This is a genomic window from Legionella qingyii (assembly GCF_003184185.1).
Genome location: NZ_QHJG01000004.1, coordinates 21,590 through 37,085 on the forward strand (window position 1 = coordinate 21,590; position 15,496 = coordinate 37,085).

Here is a 15,496-nt window from a genome sequence, read left to right on the forward strand (position 1 = left end):
CAAGCATAAAAATCATTTAAATTTAGGATAAATCTAAAAAATCCATTTTAGATCAGTCTATAATTTTAAGAGTACAAAATACTATAAAAACAATTTAGTTAGAAACTAAAGGTATCTCAACAAATCAGGTATAGGAGCTATTCTATTATGAATCAGTATCAGCCTATTCCAGTTCATTGGTTTTTTGATCCATCGATCTATCAACTTGAAAAAGAATATATTTTTAAGCAAAGCCCCCAATATGTTGGACATCAGCTTATGGTTCCTAACTTAAATGATTATTATGTTTTGAAACGAAGTAATAATACTGAGATGCTGATTCATCACCAAGATGGGATTAGCCTGCTCTCTAATATTTGTCGGCATCGACAGGCGCTTCTGTTATCCGATTCAGGAAATATAAAAAGAATTCGCTGCCCAATTCATAGTTGGTCATACAATATCCAGGGTGAATTAATTCATGCACCACAATTTGAACAAATACCCTGTCTTAATTTAAAAAAAGACTACGTAAGTGAGTGGAATGGACTTCTGTTTAGAGGAAACAATAAAATAGAAGGAGATACAATCGACACTAAAGCATATACCGTATTGGATTTCTCTGATTATGTATTCGCTCAATCAAGACATCAATGCCATTCCTTTAACTGGAAAATATTCATGGAAGTATTTTTAGATGATTACCATATACCTTTTTTCCATAATGGATTGAGAAAATTAGTCGACGTACGAGAACTTGAATGGACGCTTGATGATACCTACTCCATCCAGTATGTAGGTATCCAATCTGATTTAACCAAATCAGGTTCTGCCAATTTTAAAACCTACCAATACGAATTATTGGCGCAAGCAAAAAACGAGCTACCCAGGTATGGAGCTGTATGGATGGCCTATTACCCAAACATCATGATTGAATATTATCCCTATATGTTAGTCATAAGTACTGTTTCTCCAATAAGTATTGAACAATGCATCAATATTGTAGAGTTTTTTCATCCGAAAGATATTTGGCTTTCTAATCCAAGCTTGTGCGCAGCAGCACAAGCGGCTTATTTAGAAACTGCGCAAGAAGATGAAGAAATATGCCTCAAAATTCATCAAGGTCGCAAAGGACTTCATGAGCAAGGAGAAGACCAATCAGGCCCCTACCAACCCGTATTGGAAGCAGCACTGCCCACATTTTACAATTTCCTCTTAGAAAAAATAAAAAAGAAAAATAACGAGGGGCTGTTGACAATCCACCGCGGCACCTAAGCGGGCAAAGAGAATTGTCAACAGCCTCTAATATTTTCCTCAGTTCAATACCTCTGCTTCATGCACCAAAGCCCTAATTAATTCTTTAACACTAGTGCTCCTGCACAATGGAACAGATTGTCCTGCCACATTGACATAAAATCAGAGTTAATACCCGAAAAACTTATCAAATGGCTATCTGTTGCTGGAAAATGTTCTGTGATTTTCTTAGAATGTTATTTTGGATTAATGAAGATAGATTTTTGCTCTCTTCAATTTTTAATAAAACGCCTGGTGCATCAAGTTAGGAGGACGCTATGAAAGCACAAGCTATATCATCTTTTGGTGACCCTTCAGTCTTTGAAATGATTGAGCACCCCAATCCCCAAATTAAACCCGGCTATGTGCTGATTCGAGTTGTGGCAACTAGCGTAAATCCTGTAGACTGTAAAGTTCGCTCTGGAAAAAACAGCCATATTTCCCCTCCTTTTCCTGCAATTTTACATAGTGATGTAGCTGGTATCGTTGAACAAGTTGGTGAAGACGTTACTGAGTTTGCTGTCGGTGATGAAGTCTATGGATGTGCTGGTGGTTTTCTTAATGAATCAGGTGCGTTAGCTGAATTTATGCTTGCTGATGCCCAGTTAATTGCGAAAAAACCCCATACCTTGAGTATGGTTGAAGCCGCTGCCTTACCTCTAGTATCAATCACAGCCTGGGAAGCATTATTTGAAAAAGTTAAAATTAATTCTGGACAAAAAGTATTAATTCATGCTGGTACAGGAGGAGTTGGACATATTGCGATTCAGCTCGCCAAATGGGCTGGCGCTGAAGTATACACCACTGTATCTTCTTCAGATAAAGCAGATATAGCGAAATCACTTGGAGCCAAAGAGACAATTAATTATCGGGTTGAATCAGTTGAAGATTATGTCAACCGACTAACCAATGGTAAGGGTTTTGACATAGTATTTGATACCATCGGTGGAGAAAATCTCGACAAATCATTAGCTGCTGTTGCCATGTATGGAAACGTAATCAGCATTCAGGCAGCCTCCAACCATGATCTTTCACCTTTACATACTAAATCGGCCAGTTTACATGCAGTGTTTATGCTATTGCCATTATTACGTAACATACAACGTGAACGGCATGGCAAGATTCTAAAAGAGATCGCGATGCTAGCAGATGAAGGTTATTTAAAACCGCTCATTGACCCGCATCTTTTTTATTTCGAGAACATTGATAAAGCTCATACATTATTAGAATCAGGAAAAGCGGTAGGAAAAATTGTAGTTCAGGCTTATTAATTCTGTCTTATTAACGCCATAACCCGGGAATCCAACTGATTACACCCGGGTTTCGCTGTGCTACGCCCAGGCTAGGATTTTGGAGGTTGAAGCAAATTTTTACAGGACTTACGCCCCTAAAAAAATCGAAGCAAAAAATGTTTTTAATGAGAGAGTTTAGATAAACTAAATGATCGAATTAAAAACATTTTTTAACGAAGAGATTGAGTTTTTTTCGTAAGTCCTGTTTTATTGCGTTCACAGTAGAGAATGGTGCTTGCTATCACCGCTGCAGGCATGGCCAATATATTTAAGATGGGGATAAAACTGGCTAGATTTATAGAAAAACCCAATCCAAGTGAACACATTTTATTACGAGCAATTTTTCTACGCATTTCTTTGAAGCTAACAAGGTTATTGTCCATAGCAAAATCTTGGTATTGAATACTTAGAATCCAAGCATTAAAAATAAACCACAAAAAAGGATAAACAGGCTGTAGAAATGGTACAAAAAATAAAATACCTATAATTAAAAAGCGTGGTAAGAAATAGCCAAGAAATTCACATTGACGTTTTACACTACGAACTATGACTTCATAAAATGTTGAAGGGGGAATGATGCTTCCAAAAAGCAGATTTTGTGTTTTTTCTGCTAGCAGGCCATTTAGAGGTGCTGCAATTAAATTGAAAAAAACCGTAAATAAAGATAGAAACATTAAGAAAAAACTGAGAATAAATATAACAAAAAAAATACTGCTAAAAAAACTTAACCAGGAAGGTAACTTATCAAGATAATGGTAAACATAGGGCAACAAATAGTGGTAGATAAGATAAAACAAGCCGGAAAACATAATAAAATTAATTGCTAAAGGCAATAGGATAAAACGTCTTAATCCATGAGTAGAAAGATGACGAATACCTCGTAGCATATAACCCATACCATGAAAAAAATCCCTCATTTATCCCTCAATCCACATCATGCGCGTTGCAATATACAAAATCTAATAATACACATTAATCGTATTAGGTTAAGTAATTTTGTCAAAAAACATCATATCTTTTAATATCTTTGTACAAAGAAATGATAGAATAACTTATTAATATATAATTATATTTTCTGAAAATAAGGTTTAATAATGCCAAGAATAGTGCAACAAATACCCAAACTAGCCACCCTGGCAGCAAAGGAAATTGAGAAATCAAATCCTCATCTTTTTTTTACTTTATATAAAAATACAACGTTACCCCTAGATCTAGAAAATCAGTATATTAATCCCTTAGTACAGGATCTCGTGAATAAACATGGGAAAATTTATTTGGCCAACATAAAAAAACGAAAAAAGCTGATTGATGAACGCTCCTCCGCCATTGAAGAGGATTGTTGTTATAAAAAAGCCATCACTCTCGCGATGGTGGCTTTAGGCACTGGAGTACATTTTGGTATTTATTTCATTCTACGGGCAAGTGGAGTACCCCATTCAACAACTCTAACGTTTCTTGCTACAATACCAGTCACTGTGATAGTCATGGGATGTTTTAGTCCTTGCGCCTCTATTTTACTATCAAAATTAATAGCACGAGGTACCGTGCCTGATATTCCGAGTGAGGTAGTTGATTTAACTGAAGTAGTTGAAGATATTGAATCACAAAAAAACAAAAGCCATCTAACTGTCTGAAAAGATTTATAACCAAAGTAGCTTACAGGCAGCGCAGCGGAACCCTGCAACTATACTGGCTATACCGCTCTGCACCAGGCTATTTTACTTATGCTCCTTTTGTAACAACTTTGTTACAATTACAGAACATCTTGTTATATCCCTGTTACATTTATTATTTAGACTAGTCATCAGATAACAATTAAAGAGGGGAATATAAGAAATGATGATCAAAAAATTATTGCTGTGCGGGATGTTAGGCGCGGCTACTTTATTTTCCACTACGTCCTTCGCTTTTTATCATACACATGATTATTATCCACGATTCAAGAATTTCCGCCATCACCATCATCATTCAAGATGGAGAAATACTCATCGTTGGACGCCGCCAAGAGATTATATTGTAGTGGAAAACGGTGCACCCTACCCACGATACCATCAACACTATTGATTATTAAATAATTTTCTTAAGATTGGGCCAAAATTGGCCCATTTACAGAATTGTGCTATACAATTTTCACCTACAGCATGTTCATTTTGTTCCGCCTTCATAAAATGATCTGATAAAATTTTCTCGCATAAAAATAACATCAATTATTTAGAGAACTTCATGAAATTTTTCAGGCGAACATGTTTTTTTTTCTTGATCACAGCTATTGCTCTTTATTCTTTTGTGGCGATGTATGTTACAAAAAATGCCGAAAAAGACGAAAAAAGGCAGGCCGATGTTATTTTAGTACTTGGAGCCAAAGCCTATCGCAATAATTCGTACAACCTTTGCCTCGTGGCTCGCGTAAAACATGCAGTTGATTTATATAAGGCTAACCTTGCCCCAAAACTTCTTTTCTCAGGTGGTACAGATATTGAAGATGGCGCAAATGAAGCGCGAACTATGAAAAAAATTGCTTTATCTTTAGGTGTACCTACCGAAGACATCCTGCTTGAGCCCGAATCAACTTCCACTTATGAAAATCTTCTTTTTTCTAAAAGGTTATTGCAAGCGAAGCAATTAAAATCCATTATTTTAGTAACTGAACCTTTTCATGCACCCAGAGCCATTCTAGTGGCTCAAAAATTGGGGCTTAAGGTATTCTGTTCCCCTGCAGTAGAAAGCGCATGCTGGAAAAAAAATAAATATCTATCGCGTTACTTTCTCAAAGAACCGCTTGCTATAATTTTTTACAAAATGAGAAATCAGTTATGAGCAGAATTAATTGAGAAATTTATTAATGAAAAGGGCTACACTCAAGGTAGCCCTTTATGCTTTTAGATTATTAATTATTTACTTTTAGTACAAGTCTCTGATCCAAGTTGATTGTCTGATTGTAAAACCCAGTTGGATTGTAACGAACCATCTGGTTTAATTTCTATCATTTGAATACCAATCACTTCCGGTTTTCTTGGATCCCAAAATGAGGAAGCAACAACATTAGTTTGATTTGGATGCATAACGCCTGTACCGTAAAGAACTGGCTCTCCATTACTATTATCCCATTCTAAAGTATAGGTATCGCCAGTTTTGGATACTGTAAGAGGATAAGCAACAGTATTATTGGCAGAATCAACACGTTGGCATTGATAATCCCCTATAAAAGAAGAAGTACTAGCCTTACTTGTTGAAGTATCACTACTGTTCGAAGCAGGAGAAGTTGAAGTACCAGCAGCACTTGTACTCGAGTCATCTGCATAAGCTGTTAGAGTAGGTAGGGATAATGCGGCGACTAAATAAATACTTTTAATTACAGTTTTCATAATAAATTCCTTTTCTCACCTTTATGCGAATAAATCTACTATTGGACTGATTTAGTACATGTTTCAGTACCACCTTTATCCTTATTACTTTCTGCAAAAACACCATCCAAAGAACCATCAGGCTTAATTGTGAAAATTTGAATTGTGGTTACAGTTGGTGATTTTGGTTGCCAAAATATGTAGCCAATCGCATTATTGACATTTTTATTAAATATGCCTTTACCAATGTAATATGGAAATACACTTCCTGTAGGGATTCCTGAAATTTTATACACATCTCCATTTTTTTTGAACACTACGGTTTCAGTACCGTCATTGGGAGTAGTGAACGGATCATGGTACGAGCATTTATATGAGCCAGAAATATCGGGTGTATCTGCAGAGTAGATACTGGGTGACACGGCTAAAATACCTAGCATTGTTGCTAGGGAAAATTTATTGATGACACGCATAAGAACTCCTTTTCTTAATAACTTAAAATTGATTTTAAGATACCTAAGCTAATACTAAATATATGTTACGCAATTTGGAAAAGCAAATTTCAACTGGAATAATTTTTATATAAAACAGATGTATTAAATGAACATGGAAGTTATTTAGATAGGTAAGAAGTATATTCTTCCGAATCTAAAGCTTGATTGTCGTCAAGAAAATCAACTACTTTTTTCAACTGCCCTTGATTTATGGCCAGGCTTTCAAAAAAACCGAACTTAACGGGTTTGCCAAGAATCGCTAACTTTCTTTTTTCAGCTGCTTGACATCTTGTCTCTGCGGAAAACGACCATAAAGAATATTTGTCACGAGAATCCTTTTGACGATTTTTTTTATATTCCTCCAAACAAAATAAACAAGTTGCTAAATAAACTACGCTTGCTTCCTGGCTTGTTAATATTCGTGCTTGTCTGTTTACTTCGGAAGCAAAACTTAAACCCGCTGCAAGGGATTTCTCTTTTCGAGTTGCAAAATCCAGTTCTAATAAATGAAATGTCTTTTCTATTAGCTCATCTTCTGTATCGCCAGGATTAAACCTGACTTGCTGAATAAAGGGATAAATCCAACGACTTTGGTCCGTAGCGCTTAGAAAATCGACGCGTAGAGTAGGAATTAAATGAGTTACCTTCCGCAAATCCTCAAGGAACTTAATTGAGCGGGTATCAATGTATTGATTATGTGTATTGAAAAATTTGATGCATTCATCTGTATTTTGGGTTAACCAATTAAAAATTGCCAACTCAGAACGTCGCTCTTCATCTGTTGTATGGGAGCGAAAATGAATCAGAAACGGGATTAAAGTAAGTTGCTCCACAGTGCAATATTTATAAATTAAATAATAAAGTGTTCTCAGCAAAAACAGTACATCTTTCATTTTTACGATCACTTGTGGTTTTTCTGAAGTTGTCCCTGCATTCAGTCTTAGGAGAGGATAGTCATTTTCTGAGCGCTCTTTATAACCTAACATTCGACTCGCACGAATAAATAAAGGCATAAGCTCGGTTATCATTAATCGATTTCCAGCCAAATGATCAAAATTATTTTTTAATTCTTCATACAAAATAGAATGATGGAAATCAGCTTCTAACACATTTGCTTTCACCAATGACTGTTGAAAAAAAAGCCAAGGCCTAACATCAGCACCATTGTTCCATTCGTCATAAGGTACATTACCAACAACCCAGTGCCAAAATTGATTAATGAGTTCTTTTACAGGAAGCATTATGCCAGGATGAACATCTCCCTCATCCTCGAGTAACGCGACCATCTCAGTTCGTCTTGAGACGAATTCAATAATTTCTTTGGGATATTTTAATAATTCAATATTACTTTTAAGTTCGCCAATCCGTAGTTTTAACTCGCAGACTTTCATTCTTTTACTCCATGTCTTTTATTGAGTAATGATTAAGAGACTACTTAATAAGTGTAGAAAAAAGCTGTACTAAACCAACAAGTATCTCAAATTATTGACATTTTAATTAAATATATAACAAAATATTTATTTTAGATCTATAGCAATATGACGTTTTTTATTACAGAGCTTTTTAAGGATATACTTCAAAAAAATTCAGCTTATTCCTAAGTCTTGTCAATAATTCCCTAAACTTATTGCGACAAATTGCTAATTATTCTCAATCAATAATTCCTGGAAGGATATTATTATGGCAATATAATCAGCTTCTACCATTACATAGACTTTATTGCGGCAAGAAGGATACTTATTCAAAATGTTTGATTTTACCGGAAGTTATACCGATCTATATCAACTGACCATGGCTCAAGTTTATTTTTTAAAAGGTCACAAAAATAATACGACCATCTTTGATTATTTTTTCAGAAAACTTCCTTTCGGCTCGGGATATGCCATCTTCGCAGGCCTAGCAGATTTATTGGAAATATTAGAAAACTATCATTTCAGTGAACAAGATATCGATTTTTTACGAAATAAAGGAATGCATCCGAAGTTTCTTGAGTATTTGAACAATTTTCGTTTCAATGGAACTGTTTATGCTCCCTCTGAAGGTGATTTGGTGTTCCCTACTTGTCCTGTAGTCACCATTGAAGCCAATATGATTGAAGCACAACTGATTGAAACCATTCTATTGAACTTACTTAATTTTCAAACACTTATTGCCACAAAAGCGAGCAGAATCCGCCATGTCGCTGGTGATTGTACCCTTGTGGATTTTGGATTACGCAGAGCCCAAGGGCCAGGGGGATATTATGCTAGCCGTGCAGCGATTGTTGGAGGATTTGATGCCACAAGCAATGTATGTGCCGGACGTGATTATCATATCCCTATTTCGGGAACTATGGCTCATTCATTTATCCAAAGTTATGACAATGAATTAACGGCTTTTCGTGATTTTGCCGAAATATGGCCTGATAACTGTACCCTTCTCGTAGATACATACAGTACATTGGAAAGTGGGGTACCCAATGCAATTCGCATAGGTAAAGAGATGGAGCAACGCGGCCATCGGTTGCAAGCAATCCGCTTGGATAGTGGGGATTTAGGCGAGTTGGCAAAAAAATCACGTCAAATGCTGGATGACGCTGGTCTGCATTACGTGAAGATTATTGCCTCCAATCAATTAGATGAAATCAGAATAAAAATGCTACGTGAACAAAAAGCGCCAATTGACATTTTTGGTGTGGGAACCAATTTAGTTATTGGCGCCCCTGATGCTGCTTTAGATGGAGTATATAAACTGGCTTTTGCAGAGGGAAAACCGAGACTTAAACTTTCTGAGTCAACAAGTAAAATCACCCTGCCTTATAAAAAACAAGTGTTCAGATTGTTACACCAAAATACTTTTTTAGGCGCCGATGTTATCGGGCTTATGGATGAGAAGAATTTAGATGGGGTTTATGCTCCTTTTGCATCTGAAAAACTATTGCCTATCACTCCAGATCAGCAAGAACCATTGCTGCAAAAAGTCATGGAGCATGGCAAACAATTAATCCCATCGAAAACACTGAACGAAATTGCAGAATTCAGTAGAATGCGCTTAAGTCAACTTCCTGATGAATACAAGCGGCTTGATAAGCCCAATATCTATCAGGTTGGATTAAGCAACCAGCTTAAGACAAAACGCAACGCATTAATTAATGATATAAAAACAAATCCTATCTGATGAAGACATTAATTATTATCGATGTACAAAATGATTTTATGCCAGGAGGCTCCTTAGCGGTGCCTCAAGGAGATTCTATTGTCCCCATCATTAATCAAATTACCCCCAAATTTGATTTAATTGTTGCTACTCAAGATTGGCATCCAAAAAAACATAAAAGTTTTGCATCCAACCATCCTGGAAAAAAGCCTTTTGAAAAAATTATGCTGCATGGAATAGAACAAATACTATGGCCAGACCATTGTGTTCAGGGAACCTGGGGCGCAGAATTTTATCCCCAGCTTGAAACAAGGCCTATAGCAGCTATTTTTCGCAAGGCGATGGATCCTGACATCGACAGTTATAGCGCCTTTTATGATAGCGCTCATAAAACAAACATCGGCTTAGCGGGTTATCTCCAGGCAAAAGGGGCCAAAGAACTCTATTTCTGTGGTTTATGTGCCGATATTTGTGTGTATTTCTCTATAAAAGATGCACTTCAAGAAGGATTCAAATGTTATTTAATTGAAGATGCTACCCTACCCCTAAATGAAAAGGCTTTTAAAAAAATCAAAGAGGAACTCTTGGAACATGGCGTCGAATTCGTACGCAGCAGTAATATTAAGTCTTGAAACGTTTCTGTAAACCCTCACCCCTGCTCCTCTCCCTAAAGAAGGAAAATTTTTATATCCCTTCTCCCCCAAGGGGAGAAGCTGCCGGTTAGGGGGATATCTACACCGGTGAAGAAACTTGACCCGAAACTAACTGTATCTCTGATTTTATCGCTGCAGAAACCCGCTCACCTGGCAACACAATTCCTATTAAATTCAGAGGATCCACAGATGAGATAGTTTGTGGTACCTCATCAAGTTCCTCATTTCGCATAGCCCGTAAGGAATCCACAGCATAAGGTAATGCAAATTGTTCACCTAAAAATCCGTCAACAAAACGACCTCCGCGCACCTCACCACGTAATTCAAGGCGTCGAAAAAAAATCAATAAATCGCGCCAACGAGGAATATTTTTCTCGCGCACGAGCAAATCACGGAATACTACGCCATAGCGTTTCAACAGCATCCAACATGCTGCTTCCACACGCTTTTCATAATCAGCTTGTGCATGAACATGCAACAAAGACCAACGCCCAGTACTAAGTGGAAATAGTGGTCTTCGTCGATGTCGGCCACTATATTTGCGTTTTGTACTAATAAGAGTACGTACATTATCAAAACTATCCGCCGTGACCATACCTACTGCAACTAACTCCCATAGGCCATTTTCTACTTCAACTTTTAGATTCCCCGTACCGCGAACAATGTCTGCATAGAATGAGGCACCATATTTTTTTAGGAATTGATAAATATTACGAGCAGGATGACTTAAACTATCCACCTCTTCAATATTATCCACAAGTTCATGAGGTGGAATCCAATCGGCTTCTTCTCGGACAAAAAATGTAATTGGTGCATTTCGCGTGGGTGCTAAACGCCTTGATTTTGTTGTTTCTTCTTCACTAACAGCTACAGAAGGATGAGGAGACATACGTCCCCAACCTACAAGGCCACTCATACACAGCTTATCGAGCATCAACAGATCATAGTCGTGTACGCGTGCAGGGAAGATCTCAGACTCCCATGCATTTGCAGCGAGCTCAAAACCCTGTAGTTGTCTAATAACCTCCAGAAGCCCACTCTCACCGCGCAGCTGATTCCCTTTTGCCACATGTTGCCATTTAAGTAACCAGGCCATAAATTGCGCCCGGGTAACCGGTTTGATCTGTTTGCGCAAGGATTCTGTAGTATAGCGATGGATACGTGCCAGTAAACGACGTTCACACCACTCGACTTCACCGGTATGCTCTGCACGAAAACTCCCGCGCAATACATACCCACTGGCTTCCAATTTTAATAAAGCATGCGTCACATCCAAAGAGGAAAGTTGTAAACAGTCACTGAGTACTTTTTGGGTGATTGGACCTGTATGTAAAAGCCAACCACGTAGGGCGTTCAGGATGCTCTCATCTTGTGATCCTGGTTCATCCTCAATATCAGCAAGTTCGTTGGCAAATGTTGCTTGCGGGAAAATGCAATGAAATGTCTTCTTCTTTTCAGCTGGCACATAATAATTTTTGCCTACAACTGAAGCTAATGTGGCCCTTCCTTCCTGCTGTAACTCAACAAAATAGTGTTTCCATGCAGGCAAAGTAGATTGATACTCAGACAATTGAATTGTTTCCGGAAAAACAATCACCGTTTGCAAAACATCGTGTAATTCATCTGCAGAGCGAATATCTGGCCAAGCGTGTTCTTGCACCTCTGTAATTGCTTTAGGATCCAGTTTACCCACCTCCTCCAAAAGTGCTTCCGGGAGTACACGCCGCATTTCAACTGCGCGAGAGCGTCGCTCCTCTAAAGGAGCATCATCTAAAAATGCATAGGGATTAGCATTTAAAATTTCATGGGAAAATACGGAAGGAACCGGAGTATCGACTGCAAGACATGTAATATTCTTGGATTCAATTGCCTGGATCACTTGGGCAAATCCCTCAATATCTAGAGCCTCCATTAGAATATCTTTCATAGTCTCTTCAATGAGTGGATGTTCGGGCAAGATGACATCACGTCCACCCAAATTATCCTGACATGCCGCCGCATCTGGAAAAACCGCAGCCAATAAATCATCTGCCAACATACGCTGAATATTGGGAGGAATTTTTTTACCGCCACGAAAACGTAATAAGGATAAGGAGCGTGAGGCTACTGCGCGAAATCGCACACCGAGTAAAGGGGATTGCAATACTGCTTGCGTCACAACCTCTTTTAGTGTGTTGGTATGCAAAAAGTGAAACACATCAGATAAAGGAAAACTATGTTGTTCTGCCAAAGAAATATTTAACCCATTATCGGTTGCTGCAGCTTGTAATTCAAAATTAAATGATCGACAAAACTTCTTGCGAAGAGCCAATCCCCATGCTTTATTGATACGCGCACCAAAAGGTGCATGAATAATCAGTTGCATCCCGCCACTTTCATCAAAGAAACGCTCTGCAATCACTGTTTTTTGCGTCGGGACGGCTCCCAAAATTTGTCGACCTAATCGAACATATTCCAGCAACTGCTCTGCAGCAGAACCATCCAGTCCACAATGATTGATTAACCATTCAATCGCGGCCTTTATTTCAGGATAGTGTTTTATATCAACAAGTTGTGGACTTTTTTCTGGCAACAATTCACTTATTTTTTCGCGCATCAGCGAAACCTGTAGTGATAACTCAATGCTACGTGCCGGTGCTTCTCCTAGCCAAAAAGGTACGCTTGGCGGCGCACCATGTGCATCTTCCACAAGTACGCGTCCATTTTCAATGCGAAGTATTTTCCAGGAGTTGGTTCCTAGTAAAAAAATGTCACCTCGATTGCTTTCTACCGCAAAATCTTCATCCAAAGTTCCTACCATGGCATTATCGGGCATCGCAATAACGGTAAATAATCCATTGTCTGGAATAGCGCCACCACTGGTAATTGCTGCAAGACGGCTGCCACGCCGTGCTTTGATCATATGATTTACCTGATCTCTATGAATATAGGCACCGTAGCGTCCTCGTGTACCGGCGATTCCTTCGGATAACATCCTAAGAATTTCATCAAACTTGTCCCATGTTAAATGATGATAAGGATAAGCGTTTTTAAAATAGTTAAAGAGCGATTTCTCTTCCCAATCCTGAGTAGCACATGCAGCCACAATTTGTTGTGCCAAAATATCAAGCGGCTCATGGGGAATAATTAACTGATCCAAATCCCCTTGGCGTATTGCATAGACCAGTGCCGCACACTCTAATAACTCATCGCGGGTAGTTGCAAAAATACGTCCCTTGGAAATCGCAGCATGCCAGTGCCCAGCTCTCCCTATTCGTTGTAATGCGGTGGCAATAGCGCGTGGCGAACCAATTTGGCAAACCAGATCAATACTTCCTATATCGATACCTAACTCCAAAGAAGCTGTAGCGACTAATACTTGTAGCGCGCCATTTTTTAATTTTGTTTCTGCTTCGAGTCTTAATTTTCGCGATAAACTGCCATGATGAGCTAAAACTTTATGCTCCCCTAAACGTTGCTCTAAATGATGGGCAACCCGTTCCGCCAATTTTCGGGTATTAACAAATACCAAAGTAGAACGATGCTCTCGGGCATAAATAGCAATTTTTTCGTAGATTTCATCCCACATCTCATTGGAAGCAACGGCAGATAATTCACTTTCTGGCACCACAACCTGCAAATCCAATTGGCGTTCATGTCCTATATTGACCAATTTCACTCTGGTTTTCTTAGCACCCGTTAAAAAATGCGCTACCTTTTCCAAAGGTTTTTGTGTCGCAGATAATCCAATGCGAATAAATGGTTTTAGAGTGAGTGCTTCTAAACGTTCCAAAGATAAAGCCAGATGCGAACCTCGTTTGTTGTTTGCCAGGGCATGAATTTCATCAACAATCACTGTATGGATTCTTGCTAAATTGATACGGCTTTTTCCAGCAGTTAATAAAATATAAAAAGACTCAGGAGTGGTGATTAGAATATGTGGTGGTTGCTTGAGCATCTTTTGTCGCTCACTGGCGGGTGTGTCCCCTGTTCTCACCGCGATGCGAATTTCTGGCAGGTATATACCGCGTTCTTTAGCTAATTCAGTAATTTCCAGCAATGGTATGAGTAAATTTTTTTGCACATCATTGCTGAGTGCTTTGAGCGGTGAAACATACAAGACTTCAGTCATATCCTGTAAATTTCCCGATATGGCTTTCCGCACCAAACCATCCAAACACGCTAAAAATGCAGCAAGGGTTTTTCCTGAGCCAGTCGGCGAGGAAATGAGGGTATCATTTCCTGCCAAAATGAATGGCCATCCTTGCTCTTGTGGTTCAGTGGGCTTTCCCACTTTCTGGATAAACCAATCCTGAACGAGCTGATGGGCCCAAACAAGGCTCTGATAGTTTGGTAAGTTCATAAGATTAATGGTAAATGAACAAATTCAATACATAGTATAGGCGATATTACTGGAATATAAGACTTCCTCAAATTTTACTTTTCTATCGATTGATACTTATTATTCAGCATCTATAAGAATTTGCTCAATTTCTTTATTTTTAAAAACTACATATTGGTGTAACCCTGTAGCAACTACTGCTGGGGCTAACTCTTTCATTGTCCTAACTGCTTCTTGTTTTTGTATATCTGTACTGTTTTGTTTTTCAAGAATCTCTGCATTTGCTAAAAAAGCAGCAATTGTACCTTTTCTTACGATTTTGCCATTGATGGATGCATTATCAACGCCATCAGGTAATATATTTTCAGGTCGAATTGAGCTATTATTTGACATATCGTTCTCCTTATATATGATGATAACCCATCATTTTTATCAAAAATTCAAATTAAGCGCGGCATTTCAATTTCATCTGATTTAGATTGTTCTACGACCGTAGATTGCCTTAAATCCTGCATTAATTTTGTTTGCTTGTCAGCCCATAATGAAGATGCTTTATGAATTCCTGTGTACTCAGAAATAATGTTCTGAACCTTTTTTTTCATTTGTTGCGCTACATCAGGAGCAGAATGTTTTCCCTCTGCATCTGCCTGTTCTACCAATTCTGCTGCTGCATTTAATGTCTCTTGAGTCCTTTGAAAATTAATCCCCTTTCGTAAATATTCTTTTAACATTAAGACCACTCTGTTTATTAAATGACAAACGAACTTTAGCATTGTTTGCGTAAAAATTAAAACTCGCAGAGCAAGGCATCAATATTGTTGTTGATTCGTTTATTACAACCATGGATGAATTTAATCGCTACAAAGAAGAATTAGAACAGTATGGAATTTTATTTGTTTATCGTTATGCTTCTGAACACTAATCGAGCAAAATGAGGAAGCCAGAGGCGATCGATTAAATATTTTACATAGACAAAATAATACCA

At 38.1% G+C, this 15,496-nt stretch carries 14 protein-coding genes; 7 read left to right on the plus strand and 7 right to left on the minus strand.

Annotated features, from left to right (window positions below):
- Positions 1-147 precede the first annotated feature (147 nt).
- Positions 148-1,254 (plus strand): aromatic ring-hydroxylating oxygenase subunit alpha, encoded by a 1,107-nt coding sequence (locus DGG96_RS03250; RefSeq protein WP_233590455.1) that lies wholly within the window; start codon positions 148-150, stop codon positions 1,252-1,254.
- 296 nt (positions 1,255-1,550) lie between these two features.
- Positions 1,551-2,543 (plus strand): zinc-dependent alcohol dehydrogenase family protein, encoded by a 993-nt coding sequence (locus tag DGG96_RS03255; protein WP_110141194.1) that lies wholly within the window; start codon positions 1,551-1,553, stop codon positions 2,541-2,543.
- Between the two features lie 191 nt (positions 2,544-2,734).
- On the opposite strand, the gene cysZ is transcribed toward DGG96_RS03255, so the two are convergent.
- Positions 2,735-3,481 carry a sulfate transporter CysZ gene (cysZ, locus tag DGG96_RS03260; protein ID WP_110141193.1) on the minus strand — a complete coding sequence of 249 codons (747 nt, stop codon included), beginning with the start codon at positions 3,479-3,481 and terminating at the stop codon, positions 2,735-2,737.
- A gap of 177 nt (positions 3,482-3,658) precedes the next feature.
- Between cysZ and DGG96_RS03265 the strand changes: the two genes are divergently transcribed.
- The 3 genes from DGG96_RS03265 (at position 3,659) to DGG96_RS03275 (ending at position 5,381) form a co-directional block, all read left to right on the plus strand.
- The gene (locus DGG96_RS03265) at positions 3,659-4,198 is read left to right on the plus strand and encodes a hypothetical protein (RefSeq protein ID WP_110141192.1); all 540 of its coding nucleotides are present in this window, start codon (positions 3,659-3,661) and stop codon (positions 4,196-4,198) included.
- A gap of 202 nt (positions 4,199-4,400) precedes the next feature.
- Positions 4,401-4,628 (plus strand): hypothetical protein, encoded by a 228-nt coding sequence (locus tag DGG96_RS03270; protein WP_233590454.1) that lies wholly within the window; start codon positions 4,401-4,403, stop codon positions 4,626-4,628.
- A gap of 159 nt (positions 4,629-4,787) precedes the next feature.
- Entirely contained in the window at positions 4,788-5,381 is a 594-nt protein-coding gene (locus DGG96_RS03275) for a YdcF family protein (protein ID WP_110141191.1), read from the plus strand.
- 74 nt (positions 5,382-5,455) lie between these two features.
- Here DGG96_RS03275 and DGG96_RS03280 read toward each other — a convergent pair whose 3' ends face one another.
- The 3 genes from DGG96_RS03280 to DGG96_RS03290 form a co-directional block, all read right to left on the minus strand.
- On the minus strand, positions 5,456-5,929 hold the full coding sequence (locus DGG96_RS03280; protein ID WP_110141190.1) for a hypothetical protein: 474 nt from the start codon (positions 5,927-5,929) through the stop codon (positions 5,456-5,458).
- Positions 5,930-5,967: 38 nt separating this feature from the next.
- Complete coding sequence (locus DGG96_RS03285; RefSeq protein ID WP_110141189.1) at positions 5,968-6,381, minus strand: hypothetical protein; 414 nt, start codon at positions 6,379-6,381, stop codon at positions 5,968-5,970.
- 140 nt (positions 6,382-6,521) lie between these two features.
- Positions 6,522-7,793: a hypothetical protein gene (locus DGG96_RS03290; protein WP_110141188.1), complete on the minus strand. Its 1,272-nt coding sequence runs from the start codon at positions 7,791-7,793 to the stop codon at positions 6,522-6,524.
- A gap of 355 nt (positions 7,794-8,148) precedes the next feature.
- On the opposite strand from DGG96_RS03290, the gene DGG96_RS03295 reads away from it, so the two are divergent.
- On the plus strand, positions 8,149-9,558 hold the full coding sequence (locus DGG96_RS03295; protein ID WP_110141187.1) for a nicotinate phosphoribosyltransferase: 1,410 nt from the start codon (positions 8,149-8,151) through the stop codon (positions 9,556-9,558).
- Positions 9,558-10,169 carry a bifunctional nicotinamidase/pyrazinamidase gene (gene pncA / locus DGG96_RS03300; protein ID WP_110141186.1) on the plus strand — a complete coding sequence of 204 codons (612 nt, stop codon included), beginning with the start codon at positions 9,558-9,560 and terminating at the stop codon, positions 10,167-10,169. Before DGG96_RS03295 ends, pncA begins: the two co-directional genes overlap by 1 nt.
- 100 nt (positions 10,170-10,269) lie before the next feature.
- Here the strand turns inward: pncA and DGG96_RS03305 are convergent, their stop codons facing one another.
- From DGG96_RS03305 to DGG96_RS03315, 3 genes are all read right to left on the minus strand, one after another.
- Positions 10,270-14,532, minus strand: coding sequence for a DEAD/DEAH box helicase (locus tag DGG96_RS03305; protein ID WP_110141185.1), 4,263 nt, complete (start codon positions 14,530-14,532; stop codon positions 10,270-10,272).
- A 99-nt stretch (positions 14,533-14,631) separates the two neighbouring features.
- Complete coding sequence (locus tag DGG96_RS03310) at positions 14,632-14,904, minus strand: hypothetical protein (RefSeq protein WP_110141184.1); 273 nt, start codon at positions 14,902-14,904, stop codon at positions 14,632-14,634.
- A 47-nt stretch (positions 14,905-14,951) separates the two neighbouring features.
- Positions 14,952-15,242, minus strand: coding sequence for a hypothetical protein (locus DGG96_RS03315; RefSeq protein WP_110141183.1), 291 nt, complete (start codon positions 15,240-15,242; stop codon positions 14,952-14,954).
- Positions 15,243-15,496 lie beyond the last annotated feature (254 nt).